General features: G+C 70.5%; 15 protein-coding genes. 6 read left to right on the forward strand and 9 right to left on the reverse strand.

Annotation, left to right across the window (positions count from 1 at the left end; all coding sequences use genetic code 11):
* Positions 1-204 precede the first annotated feature (204 nt).
* Entirely contained in the window at positions 205-732 is a 528-nt protein-coding gene (locus tag AB0G15_RS41815) for a GNAT family N-acetyltransferase (protein ID WP_362851097.1), read from the reverse strand.
* A 271-nt stretch (positions 733-1,003) separates the two neighbouring features.
* Here AB0G15_RS41815 and AB0G15_RS41820 point away from each other — a divergent pair, with 271 nt between their 5' ends.
* Positions 1,004-3,268 (forward strand): DEAD/DEAH box helicase, encoded by a 2,265-nt coding sequence (locus AB0G15_RS41820; RefSeq protein ID WP_362851098.1) that lies wholly within the window; start codon positions 1,004-1,006, stop codon positions 3,266-3,268.
* Positions 3,269-3,513: 245 nt separating this feature from the next.
* On the opposite strand, the gene AB0G15_RS41825 is transcribed toward AB0G15_RS41820, so the two are convergent.
* Positions 3,514-4,335, reverse strand: a complete 822-nt coding sequence (locus AB0G15_RS41825) for an alpha/beta hydrolase (RefSeq protein ID WP_362697208.1) — start codon at positions 4,333-4,335, stop codon at positions 3,514-3,516.
* Positions 4,336-4,689: 354 nt separating this feature from the next.
* On the opposite strand from AB0G15_RS41825, the gene secY reads away from it, so the two are divergent.
* Positions 4,690-6,006 carry a preprotein translocase subunit SecY gene (gene secY / locus AB0G15_RS41830; protein ID WP_362851099.1) on the forward strand — a complete coding sequence of 439 codons (1,317 nt, stop codon included), beginning with the start codon at positions 4,690-4,692 and terminating at the stop codon, positions 6,004-6,006.
* Here the strand turns inward: secY and AB0G15_RS41835 are convergent.
* From AB0G15_RS41835 to AB0G15_RS41850, 4 genes are all read right to left on the reverse strand, one after another.
* A complete protein-coding gene (locus AB0G15_RS41835; RefSeq protein WP_362851100.1) occupies positions 5,981-6,646 on the reverse strand; it encodes a response regulator transcription factor in 666 nt (221 codons plus the stop codon). The two genes, secY and AB0G15_RS41835, sit on opposite strands and share 26 nt — an antisense overlap.
* 100 nt (positions 6,647-6,746) lie before the next feature.
* Positions 6,747-7,811: a histidine kinase gene (locus AB0G15_RS41840; RefSeq protein ID WP_362851101.1), complete on the reverse strand. Its 1,065-nt coding sequence runs from the start codon at positions 7,809-7,811 to the stop codon at positions 6,747-6,749.
* 123 nt (positions 7,812-7,934) lie between these two features.
* A complete protein-coding gene (locus AB0G15_RS41845; RefSeq protein ID WP_362851102.1) occupies positions 7,935-8,408 on the reverse strand; it encodes an anthrone oxygenase family protein in 474 nt (157 codons plus the stop codon).
* A gap of 12 nt (positions 8,409-8,420) precedes the next feature.
* The gene (locus tag AB0G15_RS41850; RefSeq protein WP_362851103.1) at positions 8,421-9,257 is read right to left on the reverse strand and encodes an NAD(P)H-binding protein; all 837 of its coding nucleotides are present in this window, start codon (positions 9,255-9,257) and stop codon (positions 8,421-8,423) included.
* 138 nt (positions 9,258-9,395) lie between these two features.
* Between AB0G15_RS41850 and AB0G15_RS41855 the strand changes: the two genes are divergently transcribed.
* Complete coding sequence (locus AB0G15_RS41855; RefSeq protein WP_362697223.1) at positions 9,396-9,830, forward strand: MarR family transcriptional regulator; 435 nt, start codon at positions 9,396-9,398, stop codon at positions 9,828-9,830.
* A 227-nt stretch (positions 9,831-10,057) separates the two neighbouring features.
* Here the strand turns inward: AB0G15_RS41855 and AB0G15_RS41860 are convergent, their stop codons facing one another.
* The 3 genes from AB0G15_RS41860 to AB0G15_RS41870 form a co-directional block, all read right to left on the reverse strand.
* Positions 10,058-11,197, reverse strand: a complete 1,140-nt coding sequence (locus AB0G15_RS41860) for an acyltransferase family protein (RefSeq protein ID WP_362851104.1) — start codon at positions 11,195-11,197, stop codon at positions 10,058-10,060.
* A 151-nt stretch (positions 11,198-11,348) separates the two neighbouring features.
* Positions 11,349-12,359: a cupin domain-containing protein gene (locus tag AB0G15_RS41865; protein ID WP_362851105.1), complete on the reverse strand. Its 1,011-nt coding sequence runs from the start codon at positions 12,357-12,359 to the stop codon at positions 11,349-11,351.
* A 290-nt stretch (positions 12,360-12,649) separates the two neighbouring features.
* Positions 12,650-13,675, reverse strand: a complete 1,026-nt coding sequence (locus AB0G15_RS41870) for a WYL domain-containing protein (RefSeq protein WP_362851106.1) — start codon at positions 13,673-13,675, stop codon at positions 12,650-12,652.
* A gap of 61 nt (positions 13,676-13,736) precedes the next feature.
* Between AB0G15_RS41870 and AB0G15_RS41875 the strand changes: the two genes are divergently transcribed.
* The 3 genes from AB0G15_RS41875 to AB0G15_RS41885 all read left to right on the forward strand — a co-directional run bounded on the left by AB0G15_RS41875 (position 13,737) and on the right by AB0G15_RS41885 (position 16,419).
* Complete coding sequence (locus AB0G15_RS41875; protein ID WP_362851107.1) at positions 13,737-14,927, forward strand: epoxide hydrolase family protein; 1,191 nt, start codon at positions 13,737-13,739, stop codon at positions 14,925-14,927.
* Positions 14,928-15,057: 130 nt separating this feature from the next.
* Complete coding sequence (locus AB0G15_RS41880; protein WP_362851108.1) at positions 15,058-15,639, forward strand: putative glycolipid-binding domain-containing protein; 582 nt, start codon at positions 15,058-15,060, stop codon at positions 15,637-15,639.
* A gap of 201 nt (positions 15,640-15,840) precedes the next feature.
* Positions 15,841-16,419, forward strand: coding sequence for a YdeI/OmpD-associated family protein (locus tag AB0G15_RS41885; RefSeq protein WP_362851109.1), 579 nt, complete (start codon positions 15,841-15,843; stop codon positions 16,417-16,419).
* The last annotated feature ends 267 nt before the right edge of the window (positions 16,420-16,686 follow it).

Below are 16,686 nucleotides of genomic sequence, written 5' to 3' on the forward strand. Positions count from 1 at the left end.
CATGCTCCTGTGCGGGTGGTGGAGGGGTCGTGCCGTTCGGACACCACGGACACTAGAAACAGTCGAGACTTCCTTCTGCGCAGGAATGCACACTCAGCCCCCAAAGTGCACTATTACGGACTCGCGCCTGTGGAGGGGCAACTCACCGTACGACCGGGAGAGACGCCCCCCGCGCCGCCTCCTGCCCCGTCCGGGCGGGACGTCTCACGTCTCCGCGGTGAGGTCCACGCGCCAGTCGTTGCACCGTATGGCGTTTCCCGGCGGGTACTCGAAGTCGCACTCGGCGACGAACCGGAACCCGGCCTTCCTGCAGATCGCGTTCGACGCGGGATGGTCGACGGAGGGGTACGCGTGAACGTAGCGGTGCCTGCGCTCCGCCCTCGCCCTGGCGACAACGGCCAGGGCCGCCGCGACGGCGATGCCCCTGCCCTGGAACTCCGGCAGGACGCTCCAGCCGGTCTCGTACACGGTCTCGTCCCGCCAGACGCGTTCCCAGTATCCGATGCTGCCGACCCGCTGGAGCTCGGGGAGCAGGACGACGGCGAACATCCGGCCGGTCTCCTTCCCTGCGATGTCGACATACCGTCTGTGCCGGTCGAGGAGTTTCTCCTCGGTCTCCGGGCCTCCCAGGTGCTCGGTCATCTCAGGTGCGTTGATGCGACGCAGCAGGTCGAGATCGGTCTCCGCCCACGGGTCGAGCCGTACCAGCGGTGCGTTCCCTCGCTCCGGCATCTGTCTCCCTCCACTTTCGGCCGCTCAGGTCAAGAACACGCGGATTCTGCCAGGAGACACCGACAATCGGTTCCGGCGCGTGCCCGGCGGGCAGGGGGGTCGCGGTGGCAGCGGAACCGCGGCGGGACCGCGGCCCCGGCCCGGCCGGGCCGACTCGACAGCGGGCACAGGGCTGTGACGCCGTGTCCGGCCTGGCCGGTCGTTGACAACCGGCCGGGTGGTTGGCGACGGTGAACTACCGCGATCGGGCCGTGACGGGAGGGACGAGAGCTTGGGCGACGTCGAGCGAGAAGACCCGGCATCCACCCCCAGGCAGGTCAGGGCCCTCCTCCAGAGGGCGGGTCGCCTCCGGTCCCACGCGCGCACGCTGCTCGCCGATGACGCGCGGGCGCGCGCCGACGCCCGGCGGGCGCTGGCCTCCGTACGCACGCGCCTGGCACGAGAGGAGCTCGCGGAGATTCCCCTGACGCGCCTGAAGGACGTCACCGTGGGGCGGCTCCGGATCAGGGCGCTCGAACAGGCCGGCTACCAGACGATCCTCGACATCCTGGACACCACGCCGTACGCGCTCCAGCTGCACCCCGGGGTCGGGGCGTGGAACGCGAAACAGGCGCACGCCGCCGCCGGGCAGATCGCCAAGGCGGTGGAGGAGACGGTGGCGCTGCGGATCGACGTCGACCGGCAGGACGACGAGACCACGGAGCTGCTGGTCGCGCTGAACCGGCTGGTGAACGCCGGCCCCGACCTGCCGCGCGCGGGCGGTGCCGCGCGGAGGATCGAGCGGAGGCTGGCCTCGCTCCTGCCCGCCGCGCAACCCGCTCGCGGGTGGTTGCGGATGCTGCTCGCGGGCCAGGGAGGCCGTCACCGTGCGCAGGAGGCCGTCGCGCGGATCGAGGACGTGATCGCGGAGGCGAACGCGTCCGGCACGGCGCTGCTCTTCGGCCAGGCCTCCGTGGACCTGCTGCGCCCGCCGGTCTCCGGCATCGAGGCGTGGGTCGACTTCGAGCTCCGCGCGTCCGAGTACTACAACCTGCTCGCCGAGATTGCGGCCACGGAACCCGACCGTGTCGCCTCGGAGGGCTTCCTGCCCGACGACATCTCCGCGCGGGTCAAGGCCCAGGACCTCGACGACACCAACCGCCGGGTCTCCCTGCGCGGCTACCAGTCGTTCGGCGCCCGTTTCGCCCTCGCCCAGCGGCGGGTGATCCTGGGTGACGAGATGGGCCTGGGCAAGACCATCGAGGCCATCGCCGCCCTCGCGCACCTCTGGGCGCGCGGCGAGAGGCACTTCCTGGTGGCCTGCCCGGCCAGCGTCCTGATCAACTGGGTACGTGAGATCGAGGCCCGCAGCACGCTGCCGGCCTACTCCCTGCGCGGCGGCGACCGGACCGCGGCCCTGGCGGAGTGGATCCGCACCGGTGGCGTCGCCGTGACCACCGTCGACACCCTGCACCGGCTGGAGATCCCCGGCGACGTCGCGCTCGGGATGCTCGTGGTCGACGAGGCGCACTACGTCAAGAACCCGGCCGCCCGGCGTTCCCAGGCCGTCGCCCGGTGGTGCGGCCGTACCGACCGGGTGCTCTTCATGACCGGGACCCCGATGGAGAACCGCGTCGAGGAGTTCCGCAACCTGATCGGCTACCTCAGGCCCGATCTGCTCCCGGGCATCCGGAACGGCGACGCCGCGGCGCTGGCGACGGTGGCGGGGACGGGAGCCGCGAGAGGGCAGTCCTTCCGCAGGGCCGTGGCACCGGTCTACCTGCGCCGCAACCAGGAGGACGTGCTCGCCGAGCTGCCCGACCTCGTGCACGTGGACGAGTGGGAGGAGTTCAGCCCGGCGGACCTCGCCGCCTACCGGAAGGCCGTGGCCGACGGGAACTTCATGGCGATGCGCCGTGCCGCCTACGCCGTGCCGGAGACGTCGGCCAAGCTCCAGAGGCTGCTGGAACTCGTCGACGAGGCGGCGGGCAACGATCTCAAGGTCGTGGTCTTCTCCTACTTCCGCGACGTCATGGCCGCCGTCCACGGGGCTCTCGGGGGCACCGGCGCCCCGGGATCCCCCGGTGACGGTTCCGGCGACCCCGGCGGCCGGGTCCACGGGCCGATCTCGGGCGACCTCGGCACCGCCCGCCGCCAGCAGGTCATCGACGAGTTCACGGCGGCCCCCGGTCACGCCGTGCTGCTCAGCCAGATCCAGGCCGGTGGGATCGGCGTCAACCTGCAGGCCGCCTCGGTGGTGATCATCTGCGAGCCCCAGGTCAAGCCGACCATGGAGAGCCAGGCCGTGGCCCGCGCCCACCGCATGGGGCAGGTCCGCAAGGTCCAGGTACACCGCCTCCTGACGGCCGACAGCGTCGACCAGCGCATGCTCGACATCCTCCGCGGCAAGGTCGGGCTCTTCGACACCTACGCCCGCCGCAGCGACCTGGCCGAGTCCACCCCTGACGCGGTCGACATCTCGGAACAGACCCTGGCCCGCCAGATCGTCGAGGAGGAGCAGCGACGCCTCGCGACGTCGCGGCCGTCGCACGCCTGAGGGGTCACGGCGTCGCCGGACACCGGACATCGGAACGGCCGGTCCCTGGGACGCGAAACGAGAGCCGTGTGGTGCGAAACGCGAACCGTATGGCTTGAAACGCGAACCGTACGGTGTGAAAAGAGAATCGTGCGCTCCCGAACGATTTCGACCCTCGAATGTTCGCGATCGCGGTGAGGCGATGCCGCACCCTCCGAGGCGTCGGACCGTCCCAGAAGCCGGGCCGTCCCAGGAACCGATCCGTCTCAAGACCTGGCGAAGGCCAGCAGGTCGGCGTTGAACTCGTCCTTGTAGGCGCCGACCAGGCCGTGCGGCCTGCCCGGGTAGACCTTCAGGGTGGCGCCCTTGACCAGTTCGGCCGACTTCGGGCCGGCGGCGACGATGGGCACGATCTGGTCGGCGTCGCCGTGCGCGATGAGGGTCGGGATGTCGAAGCGCCGGAGGTCCTCGGTGAAGTCGGTCTCGGAGAAGGCCTTGACGCAGTCGTACGCCCCCTTGAGGCCCACCTGCATGCTCCACATCCAGAAGGCGTCCCTCGCCCCCTCCGACACCTCCGCGCCGGGCCGGTTGAAGCCGTAGAAGGGCATGCTGAGGTCCCGGTAGAACTGCGAGCGGTCGCCCGCGACCCCCGCGCGGATGCCGTCGAACACCTCGATCGGCAGGCCCTCGGGATTGGCGCCGGTCTTCAGCATGAGCGGCGGGACCGCGCCCAGCAGGACGGCCTTGGCGACGCGGGAGGTGCCGTGCCGGCCGATGTAGCGGGTCACCTCGCCGCCGCCGGTGGAGTGACCGACCAGGATCACCTCGCGCAGGTCGAGGGTTTCGATCAGCCGGGCCAGGTCGTCGGCGTAGGTGTCCATGTCGTTGCCGTTCCAGGGCTGGCCGGAACGGCCGTGCCCCCTGCGGTCGTGCGCGACGGCCCGGAAACCGTTGTCCGCGACCAGCTTCAGCTGGTCGTCCCAGACGTCGGCGTTGAGCGGCCAGCCGTGGCTGAAGACGACCGGCTGCCCGCCGCCCCAGTCCTTGTAGAAGATCTCAGTACCGTCGGCGGTGGTGACGAAGGCCATGGCCGGTTCCTCAAGGTGGTGTGCGAGCTGGACATACCTCGAAGTTAGGTCAGCGGATGGCACCCGCCCTCGGCCAGATGAGCGCATCGCGCGAACTTCGTGCTGCATTGACGAAGTCATGGGTTCATGAGGGGACTCGGTGGTTTCCGAGAGCTTCGAGCGCGTCGCGCAGGGCCGGGTGCGAGGTGACGCCCGGCCTGGGAGACACCCGGCGAAGGTCACCGCGGATCCGGCCGAGGCCCGGGGGTTCAGCCGGAGATCACGGGGATCCGGCCGGGGAGTACGCGGATTCGCGTACGGCGAAGCCTCGGATGAGCGGATGCCGCGCCACGCTCTCACGCCCAGACTCGGCGCATGCCCACCATGCTCATCCGTGCCTTCCGCGTGCCCGACCTCCGCGGGAAACTGCTCTTCACCCTGGCGATGATCACGCTGTTCAGGTTCGGGCAGACGCTGCCGGCGCCCGGCGTGAACGTGGTCGCGGTGCGGGAGTGCCTGAACGGGGGCACCCGCGGCGGGCTCGTCGACATGTTGCAGCTGTTCAGCGGCGGGGCGATGCTGAAAATGTCGGTGTTCGCCCTCGGGATCATGCCGTACGTCACCGCCGGGATCGTGGTCCAGCTGCTCACCGTGATGGTCCCGCGCCTGGAGGCGCTCAGGAAGGAGGGACGGCAGGGGCAGGCGAAGATCACGCAGTACACGAGATACCTGACGGTGGCGATGGCCGTGCTCAACGCCGCCACCGTCGTGGCGATGGCACGCGCGGGCCGGATCTTCCCCAACTGCGACCGGCAGTTGCTGCACGACCGGAGCCTCATGACGATCGCGGTGGTCGTGGTCACCCTGGTGGCCGGGACGTGCGTGGTCATGTGGCTGGGCGAGCTGATCACCGACCGGGGGATCGGGAACGGCATGTCCATCCTGATCTTCACGCAGGTGATCGCCGTGTTCCCCTCCTACATGTCGAACATCTTCCTGCTCAACCCGCTCGCCCTGGCGACGATGCTGGTCTCGGGCGTCTTCCTGGTGGCGGCGGTGGTGTTCGTCGAGCAGGCGCAGCGCCGGATCCCGGTGCAGTACGCCAAGCGGACGGTCGGGCGCAGGATGTACGGCGGAACCTCGACCTACCTCCCGCTGAAGGTCAACCAGGCCGGGATCGTCCCCGTCATCTTCACCTCGTCCCTGCTCTTCCTGCCGCAGCTGGCGATGCAACTGACGGGCGGCACCGGACCGGTGTCCACGTGGATCGCGCGCTATCTCGTCTCGGGCGACCATCCGGTCTACATCACGGCATACCTCCTGCTGATCGTGGCCTTCACCTATTTCTACGTGTCCATCACCTTCAACCCGGAGGAGGTGGCCGACAACATGAGACGGTTCAACGGGTTCGTCCCCGGCATCCGGCCGGGACGGCCCACCGCGGAGTATCTGCGGTTCGTGCTCTCGCGGCTGACCGCACCGGGAGCGGCCTACCTCGCCACCCTGTCCCTGATCCCGATCATCGCGTTCATGGTGCTGCGCGACCCGGCGACCCAGCAGAACTTCCCGTTCGGCGGGACGAGCGTCCTCATCATGGTCGGGGTGGGGCTCGACACGGTGAAGCAGATCGAGGCGCAACTGGACCAGCGTGACTACCGGGGCTTCCTCAGGGGATCGCCACCCCGGACCTGAGCGCGAAGACGACCAGTTGGGCCCGGTCGCGGGCGCGCAGCTTCACCATGGCGCGGCTGACATGGGTACGGACCGTGTCGGGGCTGATGACCAGCTCCGCGGCGATCTCGTCGTTCGAGCGACCGGTGGCCACCCAGGCGACCATCTCCCGCTCCCTGGGGGTGAGGGTGTCGAGACCCTCCACCGGGGTGACGTCGTGCCGGCCGAACAGCCCGATCACCTTCCTGGTGACGGACGGGGAGAGCAGGGCCTCGCCCGAGGCGACGACCCTGATCGCGCGGGTGATCTCCTCGGGGGCGCTGTCCTTGAGGACGAACCCGCTGGCCCCGGCCTGGAGGGCGGCGAAGACGTACCGGTCGACCTCGAAGGTGGTGACGACGACCACCCGGGTGGCATGAAGCGCGGGATCGGCGGCGATGGCCCGCAACGTGTCGATACCGTCCATGCCGGGCATGCGGATGTCGAGCAGCAGGACGTCGGGACGGGTCTCGCGCAGCAGCCGCAGCGCGGCGGCGCCGTCGGCGGCCTCACCGGCGAACTCCAGATCGGGCTCGCGGTCGATGAGCGCCCTGAGCCCCATGCGGACGACGGCCTGGTCGTCGGCGAGCGCCACACGGATCGGACCCGCCGGAGACGTCACGCGGTCTCCCCGGGGAAACGGGCCGCGGCCAGGGACATCCCGCGGTCTCCCGAGGGAAACGGGCCACGGCCGGAGACATCACGTGGTCTCCATGGGGAAGTCACACGGTCTCCCTGGGGAAACGGGCCACGACGCGGAACCCGCCGCCCTCGCGGGGGCCCGCGCCGAAGGCGCCACCCGCCTCCGTCACCCGTGCCCGCATCCCGGCCAGCCCCCGGCCCTCGGCGGCCGTTCCGGAAGGACCGCTCCCCCTGTCGGCGACCTCCAGGACGAACGCGTCCGGGTCGCCGGTGACGCGTACCAGCGCCCTGGTCGGACCGGCGTGGCGCAGGACGTTGGTCAGCGACTCGCGTACGACGCGGTAGACCACGCCTTCGAGGTGCGCGGGAACATCCGGCGCGGCCGGCTCGACGTCGACGGGCACCCCCGCCGCGCGCACCCCGTCGATCAGCCGGGACAGGTCGTGGTCGGCGAGGGCCCCGGGGTCGATGAGGTCGAGCGCGGAGCGGAGCCGGCCGAGCGCCAGCACGCTGGTCGAGCGGATCGCCTCCAGTGACGCGCGGACCTGGTCGGGCCGCTCGTCGAAAACGAGCAGGGCGACCCCGGCCTGCATGGCGATGGTCGCGAGGCCGTGTCCCGCGACGTCGTGCACCTCCTCCGCGATGCGCGCCCGCTCCAGGGCGATCAGCTCCCGCGCCACCTCGCCGGCCGGTTCGGACTGTGCGGCGTCCTCCGCGCCCGTTACCGTCGCCAACGGTCTCGCCGGCTTCACGAGCAGCGTGGGACGGGCCGGCGCCGCGTTCAGACTCCAGTTCGCCGGGACGTCCGTACCCGAGAGCCCGCCGCTCGGAGGCTCCGCGCCGAGGACCCGCGCCGGGGAGACAGTGGAGACAGCGGACACAAGGGGGACGGAGAGGAGATGGGTGCCCGGAGACGGGGACTCGTCCGTGGCACCCGCGTGCCCGTCCTGGGGCTGGGTGGTCGCGCTGCGGGCCTGGACGAGACCGCTGGACGGCCACGGGATGGCGAGCCAGCCCACCCACGCCAGCATGAGGATGACCGGCAGGTCACGTGGGCGGCCCAGGCGTCCAAGGCGGGAAAGCGCCATCGCGGCCGCCGCGATGGAGTCGCGCGGACGGCCGTCCGGATGCCTGGGCTCGGTCACCGTCCCCCATCAGAACAGACGTGTATGAACCGATCCTAGCCAGTGCGCGAAGGCCCGTCCGTGCCCGGAAAGCTCGCGATCCCCAGAAAGCTCGAACGCGAGGACCACGAGAAACGTCCCGTGTCAAGATCCACCGGCCCTGAGGTGAGCCGCCGTGGCCAGGCAACCGAACGCCACTACGGCCGCGACGGTTCGCAATGTGTGGGCGATCTGCCAGTGGTCGCGGACGGTCATCCAGCCCGCGGGGGGCGTTTCGATGTCCCACGTGAGCTGGTCGGCGTTGATCGGCATGTTGATCGTGATCGTCATGACGAGGACCAGCGTCAGAAGGACCAGTGCCGTCAGGTGCGACCTTGGGATGCGGGCCTTGGATCTGAAGGCGAGGACGACGACGGTCAGGGTGGCGATCAACGCCGGGATGAGGGTGGCGGCGGCGAGCTTGTCGAGGGCGTCGAGTTCGACCATGCGGACCTGGGTGTAGACCGAGGCGCCGGACCGCCGCAGGGACAGTTCGAGAACGAGGACCGTGATGAGGAAGCCCGCGAACAGGCCGGCGAACAGGAGGCCGGAGATTCGTGCGATCCGGGAGAGATACACAGCGGCCTCCTATCAGGCCCGGAAGGCGGCGGCGTGGTCAGCGGCCCAGTCGGCGAAGGTGAGGGCGGGGCGGCCGAGGAGCCGTTCCACGGTGTCCGTGGTCGGGCCCGCCCGCACGGCGTAATCGGCCAGCGAGCCGAGGAGGCGGTCGGGAATCTCCTCGGGAAGGCCTTGGGCGAGCATGCCCCGGCGAACCTGTTCGGGAGAGATCTCCTGGAAGGTCAGTTCCCGGCCGATGGCCGAGCCGATGACGCGGACCTTGTCGCCCTGGGTGAGCGACTGGGGGCCGGTGAGCACATAGGAGTGCCCGGCGTGTTCGGCGTCGAGCAAAGCCCGGACGGCGACCTCCGCGATGTCACGCTGGTGGACGGGCGAGGTGGCCGCGGCACCGTAAGCGCCGCGGACGATGCCGGTCGCACGAATCTGCGGCGCCCAGGCGAGGGCGTTGGCGGCGAAGTCGGCGCAGCGCAGGAAGGTCCACTGCGGGCCGGCGGTCCTGACGGCGTCTTCAACCGCTCGGAAATGAGCGTGGAACCGAGGATGCCCGACCGGGAACTCGACCGTGGCGGCTGACAGCACGACCACGCGACGAAGATCCGCGGCGAGCGCCAGCAATCGGGTGGTGGCGTTCCCGGCTGCACGCGGACTGAGCAGTACGGCCTCGACTCCGTCCAACGCCGGCCTCAGCGTTTCCGGCCTGGACGGGTCGCCATACACGACCTGGACACCATTGGGCAGCGCCGCGGTGGCCGGGTTGCGGGTGATGGCCGTAACCTTCTGGCCGATCTGCAGAAGCAGGTCGATGACGCGACGGCCGACGGTGCCGGTGGCTCCGGTAACAACGATCATGTCGATTCCCCTAGCCGCAGGATGCCGGAATGTACGAATTTCATAAGATACGAGAAACGTAGCACATTGCTTCACGAAGGGGAAAATATGACTCCCGTAACATCTGGAGATGGGGCTCGCCGACGCCGGCAGACCACCGTGGCGATCAGGGGAGCGCTGCGCGAGCTGAGCGTGCAACTGTCGCTGCTCAACCGGCAGGTCAGCGTCCGTCTGGAGCTCAAAGACGTCGATCTGGACTGTCTCGACCTCATCAACGCGCACGGCCCGCTCACCCCGAGCGCCCTGGCACGGCGGACCGGTCTGCACCCCGCCACGATGACCGGGATCCTCGACCGGCTCGAACGCGGCGGCTGGATCTCCCGCGACCGCGACCCCTCCGACCGGCGCGCCGTCCAGATCAGCACCCGCCGCGACCGCAACGCGGAACTCCTTGGTCTCTTCGCGGGAATGAACACCTCACTGGAGCACATCTGTGCCGGCTACGAGGACGCCGACCTCGAACTCCTCGCCGACTTCCTCGGCCGGGCCGCCGAAGCCGGCCGGACCGCGACCGAGAGCCTGACCGCGGAGTGAGGCTCAGCGCCTGTACGCGATTCGGATTCTCAGCTGGGCGAAGGCTTCGGATTCACAAGCCGGCTCCCGCGGGTGAAGGCTCGGCGACGTGGCTCCGGGGAGTCCCGTCGACACGGAAGGCCGGACCGCGCCACTCCTTGGGAGCCCTCCACCCGCCATGACGACGACCTACCAGGACCGCAGGCCGGCGCGGGCGAATCCCCCCACTCCCGGCTCCGTACCGGCCCTTAGGACCCGCTCTCCGCGGGCTCCCTCACCGAAGACCTGGCCAGTCGTCTGCCGAGACGTTGAGCGGGGGCCTCGAGCAGGCGGTGGGTCAGGTAGCAGAGCGGCACCAGGGCGAGGAAGAACAGCGGGAGGTTCGGGCTGATCCGCAGCAGGAGCGGGTGCAGCAGGTAGAGGGAGAAGCTGATCACCCCCAGGTGGGCGAGCCAGCGGGGGAACGACCTGCGCCGCAGCACGAACCCTGCGGCGAAGAAACCCGCGGCCAGCAGGATCGCCGGCGCCCAGCCGGGATCGTCCTTGGCGAGGATCCCGCAGGCCAGGACCGTCAGCACGGTGGCGACGGCGGTACGCCACCGGATGGTCCCCTGTTCGGCGCGGTACACGGCCGTACCGGCGAACATCATGGCCAGGATGATCAGCCCCTGCCAGGCGCCGATCCGGCTGCCCAGGATCACCAGGGACAGCCCGAGGAGACCGCCCGCCACCGCGGCGGCCGTACGCGTCCCGCCCCCCGCCCGCGCCGACACCACGATGACAGCGACCACCGCGACCCCGAGAAGCGCCGCGACCAGGTCGGCGCGGCCACCGATGAGCGGTCCCGGCAGCAGGAGGCCCAGCAGGACGGCCGACAGCGCCAGGACGATCGCGGTCGTCGCCGACCGTCGCGCCCGCCCTGTGGCGAACAGCCCGACCGCCAGCAGGTAGAACGCCATCTCGTACGAGAGCGTCCACATCACGTCGATGACGGCGGGCACGCCGAGCAGTTCCTGCAGCATCGTCACGTTCCCGAGGACGACCAGGGGAAAGGGGCGCGTGCCCAGGCCCGGATGAAGGGCGAACGCTCCGGCGTACGCGAGAAGGAGCGCCAGGCCGAGAGCGGCGAGCAGCAGGGGCAGGAGACGGAAGGCCCGGCCGATCCAGAAGGCCCGCAGATCACCGCGCCGCTCCAGGGAGGCGGGGATGATATAGCCGCTGACCAGGAAGAACACGAAGACGCCCCAGGTGCCGACGTCGATCCTGCGGTCCACCTCGGCCCAGAGGCCCGGGATGAAGGTCCAGCCGGAGTGGTGCAGCGCGACGGCGAGCGCGGCGGGTCCGCGCAGGGCGTCCAACCAGGCCAGCCGCGAGGGGATCGGGGCCATTCGCCCGACTTTAGACGATGGGCACGGTTACCCGGATATCACCTGGCCTGCGACATCACCTGGCCCGCGACCTCGCTGCGACCCCGAGCCCACCCGCCACCTGGCCCGCGAGATCACCGGAACCGAGGGGAGGGCCGGCCGGACGACGTCCTCAGCGGACCGGGTCGCGGGGATTGGCCCGGGCGACGAAGAGCGGGTCGACCGGCGTGAAGGGGAACCGGGGAAGGTCACGCTCGGACATGCCGAAGCTCGCGGCGAGAACCTCGCGGGAGAACGCCGACGCGCTGGCCCGGTAGCCGATGTCGGCGGGCATGGCCTGGTCGAAGAAGATCAGGAAGTGGATGTCGTCCTCGCCGAGGACCTCGATGTGGTGCGGGAAGGCGCGTGGCACGAAGTAGACGTCACCGGGGCCGAGCACGTACTCGTCGAGGGTGCCGTCGGGGTCCAGGACACGCATGCGGGCGTGCCCCTTCTCCACGTACCCCATCTCGGCGGTGACGGGATGCCAGTGCGGTTCGCGCATCCCGCTCTCCTTGATGCGCAGGGAGTACATGGAGATGTCCTCCAGGGCGGCCCAGTACTGGCTACGGGCGAGGCGGGCGCTGCCGTAGGCGTAGGACAGCGGCGGGTGCTGGCCCTCGAGGTCGAACAGGTGGGCGTTGGGCAGGCCGGCCGTGGCCGGGATGTCGGCGGCGCCGGCACGGCGGACGATCTGCTGGGCCGGAGACCGGTCGAGGGCGGCGAACGCCGAGGCGGGCAGGTCGTAGGTGTTCCCGAGCACCGCGTCGGTCATGGCGTTGAAACTGTCGTGCAGCGAGAAGTGCTGAGGACGTTCGTCGCGCAGCGCGAGGACGAACTCGGCACGGTCGTCACCGACGTTCTCGATGTGGTAAATCGCGCCCGACTCGACGTGGTACATCTGACCTGCGGCGACGATGAACGAGGAGAAGGCGTCGGCGTTCCCCAGGATCGACACCAGCACCGTGCCGGAGAGGCAGTAGCCGATCTGGTTGGCGTTGACGTTCCACTGCGGCTCGCGGATCGCGCCGGGTTCCAGGGTGACGTGCTTGATCGAGAGCCCGCTGAGGATGGGCATCGCGCCGGCGTCGACCAGGGTGACCGATCCGAGCTCGCTCTCGAACGCGGGCGAAGCGGTCGCCAAGGATGTGACATGGCGTGAGGTGCCGGTCATGACGTCCCTTTCGTTGTCGCGACCCGCGCGATCGCGGTCGAAGAACGCACGCCGCCTTCACAGCCTGGATCCGCCGGTGGTGTACGCCTGTTTCTGCAGGTTAAGCATCAGGTGCCCACTGTGTCGGGTCCTGTCGCGGCGTGTCGCCGACATCGCTCACACATCCGGGAGTCGCTTTGATCTCACGTTCGTCGACCTGCTCTCGGAGCACCTCAGGGCGCCGCCTCGTCCACGTCAGGCCTCGCTGGTGCGGTGACCGCTCAAGCTTCACCGGCTTGGCCGGGCGACTCGACGCCGGGCACGCCACGCGGCGACGTACCGCACGATGTCTCCGCCGGAACCGCCCGCCGGTAGCGGTCGGCCAGCACGCGGATCCGCGCGACGAGTTCGGGCGGCTCGGTGACCTCGAAGTCGGCGTCGAGCATGCCGAGGTATCCGGCCAGCATCTGCGGCGTGTCCGAGCCGACCTCGGCCACGCAGGCGTCGTCGCCCACAGGTTCCACCGGAACGCCGGGCGGCAGCCGGGCGCGCACGTGCTCGGCCGGTGCGTGCACCGTCACCCGCGCCCGGCACTGCCAGGGCGCGGTGGCCAGGCCGGTGGCGACGTGGCCGACGAGGTCACCGCCGGGGTCCTCGCGCGGGGTGAACCGCGGGCCGTTCGGTGTCCGCAACCGCATCCGGTCCACCCGGAACGTGCGCCAGTCGGACCTCGCGACGTCCCACCCGACCAGGTACCAGCGGCCTCGGCTGTGCGCGAGCCGGTGCGGCTCGACCTCGCGGCGGCCGGCCGACCCGTCGTGGCCGGTGTAGTCGAACCGGAGCCGCTCGTGGTCGCGGGAGGCCGCCGCGATCGCGGTGAGCGTGGCGGCGTCCACGCTGGGGCCGGCCTGCGGAAGCGGGACGAGGTACGCGCGCAGGCCGTTGACACGACGGCGAAGCCGCGGCGGCAGCACCTGTTCGAGCTTGGTCAGGGCGCGCAGCGCCGCCTCCTCGATGCCGGTGACCGCGCCCTGCGTGGCGCCCACTCGGAGCCCGACGGCGACCGCGACCGCTTCGTCGTCGTCGAGCAGCAGCGGCGGCAACGTCGCACCGGCCCCGAGCCGGTAACCGCCGGTGACGCCCCTGATCCCGTGCACCGGATAGCCGAGGTCGCGCAGGCGCTCGACATCGTTGCGCACGGTGCGGGTGGTGACGTCCAGGCGCTCGGCCAGCTCCGGCCCTGTCCAGTCGCGCGGCATCTGTAACAGGGAGAGCAGCCGCAGTAGCCGTTGTGCCGTGTCCAACATGTTTCAAGTCTGCCCGAATACAGGAACGGAGCTTTCCGGTATCGCCCCTACCTTTCTCGTCATGGACAACAACACCGGCATCCGCCCGTTCCGCGTCGACATCCCGCAGGCCGAGCTGGACGACCTGCGCGATCGCCTCACCCGCGCCCGCTGGCCCCGGCAGATCTCCGGAACCGGCTGGGAGCGCGGCGTTCCCGTCGATTACCTCAGGGAACTGGCCGACTACTGGGCGAACGACTTCGACTGGCGCGCGCAGGAGAAGACGCTGAACGAGCACCCGCAGTTCGTGACGACGATCGACGGCCAGGACGTCCACTTCCTGCACGTCCGCTCGCCCGAGCCGGACGCGCTGCCGCTGGTCCTGTGCCATGGCTGGCCGGGCTCGTTCGTGGACTTCCTGGACGTGATCGGGCCGCTGACCGATCCCCGCGCGCACGGCGGCGACCCGGCGGACGCCTTCCACGTCGTGATCCCGTCGCTGCCCGGCTTCGGGTTCTCCAATCCGGTGCGGGAACCGGGCTGGGGCAACCTGTTCCGGGTGGCCGCCGCGTTCGGGGAACTGATGAGCCGGCTCGGCTACCAGCGGTTCGCCGCGCAGGGCGGGGACATCGGCGGCGGCGTGACCGCACTGCTGCCCATGGCCGCCCCCGGCCGTGTGGTCGCCACCCACATCAACGGTCCGTCGCCGTACCCGCTTGGCCCGCCCGTCGAGCCGGACGGCCTGTCCGGCGCGGACCGGGCGCGCGCCGAGCGGTTCAACGCCGCCCGCCAGGATGACTTCGGCTATCTGCACCTGCAGTCCACCCGGCCGCAGACCATCGCCTACTCGCTGACCGACTCGCCGATCGGACAGCTGGCGTGGATCGCGGAGAAGTTCAAGGAGTGGACCGACCCTGCCGCCGAACTGCCCGAGCACGCGGTGGACCGCGACCGGCTGCTCACCAACGTGAGCCTGTACTGGTTCACCGGTTCCGGCGCGTCCTCGGCCGACATCCTCTACGAGGGTATGCAGGCCTACCGCGAGATGGCCGCCGCGCAGTCCGGCGGTGACCAGGGCGGGTGGCCGTCCGCGCCGGCGCCGCCGCAGGGGATCGCGGTGTTCGCGGCGGACATGACGATCCGCGCACTCGCCGACCCGGCGAACACCGTCGGCCACTGGTCGGAGTTCGACCGGGGCGGCCACTTCCCCGCGATGGAGACACCCGACCTGCTCGTCGGCGACCTGCGTGAGTTCTTCCGCGTCGCGCGGTGATCCCGGCGGTGGGCCCACCGTTCGGCGGGCCCGCCGTTCGGCGGGAAGCGGGAAGACGTTCGGCGGGAAGCGGGAAGACGTTCGGCGGGAAGCGGGAAGACGTTCGGCGGGAAGCGGGAAGAATCGCGTCATGACTTTCACAGCACCGCCGAGGACCGCCGCCTGGCGGCATCTCGACGCGCGGGACGGCTTCGAGGTGACCTACTTCCGGCCTTCGGACGACGGCCTTCTCATCGAAGGGTGCACGACGGCGGTCGAGGAGGGCCAGACCTGGATCGTCGGCTACTCCATCGAGCTGGACGCCTCCTGGACCACGCGAAGCGCGCGGATCACGGGACGCTCGGCCTCGGGAACCCGGCACACCGTGCTGGAGGCCGACGGCGCCGGTCACTGGCGCGTCGACGACACGCCTGCCCCCCACCTGGACGGCTGCCTGGACGTCGACCTGGAGTCCTCGGCGATGACCAACGCCTTCCCCGCGCATCGGATGGGCCTGCGCGCCGGCGAGAAGTCGGCCGCCCCCGCCGCCTACGTACGCGCCACCGACCTCGCCGTCGAACGGCTCGAGCAGGACTACGTCCGCGTCGCCGACGAGGGCTCCCGGCAGCGCTACGACTACAGCGCCCCGGTCTTCGACTTCGCGTGCCGCCTGGTCTACGACGAGTCCGGCCTCGTGCTCGACTACCCCGAGATCGCCGTACGCGTGGCGTGACCTCCTCACGGACCGAGGTGGCGGGGCGGCCCGGGCGGAGGGTGCTCTCGCCCGGCGGCCGTCGGACCTGGCCGGCTCGATCCGTTCGAGCGGGTTCTCCGGGCGGGAGGGATCGGGAACCGCCTGGCCGGCACGCCGCCGGTTCGGGGGTCCGGCAATCGATGATCTCCACCGGCGCGACGGGCGGATAGCCTGATCCGTATGGATGAGCGCGACGGAGTGGAGATCATCGCCTTCGTGGACGCCGAGGCGTTCGAGAGCTGGCTCGCCGAGAACCACACGCGCCACGAGGGCTTGTGGATCAAGCTGGCCAAGAAGAAGTCCGGCATCCCGACGGTCACCTCCGACGAGCTGGTCGACGTCGGGCTGTGCTACGGCTGGATCTCCGGGCAACGGCTCCCTCTCGACGAGCAGTACTACCTGCAGAAGTACGTGCCGCGCCGGCCCAGGAGCCTGTGGTCGCAGGTGAACGTCGACAAGGTCGCGATGCTGACCGCCGCCGGGCGGATGCGCGAACCCGGCCTGGCCGAGGTGCGCAGGGCGCAGGAGGACGGGCGCTGGGCGGTGGCCTACGAGTCGCAGAAGACGGCGACGGTGCCCCCCGATCTCGCGGCGGCGCTCGACGCGAACCCGGAGGCCGGCAAGGCGTTCGAGGCGCTCGACAAGACCGGCCGTTACCTGGTGATGCTGCCGTTGCTCCAGGCGCTCACGCCGGAGAACAGGAAGGTCCGGCTCGACAAAGTCTTAGAAATGCTCTCCAAGAGCGAAAAATCGGGATAAGGGTTACGCGGATAGGCGCGGGCTCCCCTGGCAGCACGCCTTCCGTCGCCCCGGCCGGCCGCCACGGACGCCGCGCCGTCGTCGCGGTCCGGGCTACGGCGGGGACGGTCTCCCCGGCGCGCCGGATCCGGTGGCCCGCAGGAAGCGGGCGCCCCACTCCTGGATGTGCGCAGCGAACTCCGGCGGCCCCAGCACCTCGAACTCGGCGCCCACGTTGCCCAGCGCCTGGGTCGGCCAATCGAGGGAGGTCGAGGTCATGGTGAGCCG

This window comes from Streptosporangium sp. NPDC023825, from assembly GCF_040639575.1.
In the GTDB taxonomy this organism is placed as follows: domain Bacteria; phylum Actinomycetota; class Actinomycetes; order Streptosporangiales; family Streptosporangiaceae; genus Streptosporangium.

Excerpts from the sequence above, each read along its gene's own strand:
- AB0G15_RS41885 (WP_362851109.1), top strand. The coding sequence starts at position 15,841 with ATGGATGAGCGCGACGGAGTGGAGATCATCGCCTTCGTGGACGCCGAG.
- AB0G15_RS41815 (WP_362851097.1), bottom strand. The coding sequence starts at position 732 with ATGCCGGAGCGAGGGAACGCACCGCTGGTACGGCTCGACCCGTGGGCG.
- secY (WP_362851099.1), top strand. The coding sequence starts at position 4,690 with ATGCCCACCATGCTCATCCGTGCCTTCCGCGTGCCCGACCTCCGCGGG.
- AB0G15_RS41850 (WP_362851103.1), bottom strand. The coding sequence starts at position 9,257 with ATGATCGTTGTTACCGGAGCCACCGGCACCGTCGGCCGTCGCGTCATC.
- AB0G15_RS41825 (WP_362697208.1), bottom strand. The coding sequence starts at position 4,335 with ATGGCCTTCGTCACCACCGCCGACGGTACTGAGATCTTCTACAAGGAC.
- AB0G15_RS41870 (WP_362851106.1), bottom strand. The coding sequence starts at position 13,675 with ATGTTGGACACGGCACAACGGCTACTGCGGCTGCTCTCCCTGTTACAG.
- AB0G15_RS41860 (WP_362851104.1), bottom strand. The coding sequence starts at position 11,197 with ATGGCCCCGATCCCCTCGCGGCTGGCCTGGTTGGACGCCCTGCGCGGA.
- AB0G15_RS41880 (WP_362851108.1), top strand. The coding sequence starts at position 15,058 with ATGACTTTCACAGCACCGCCGAGGACCGCCGCCTGGCGGCATCTCGAC.
- AB0G15_RS41875 (WP_362851107.1), top strand. The coding sequence starts at position 13,737 with ATGGACAACAACACCGGCATCCGCCCGTTCCGCGTCGACATCCCGCAG.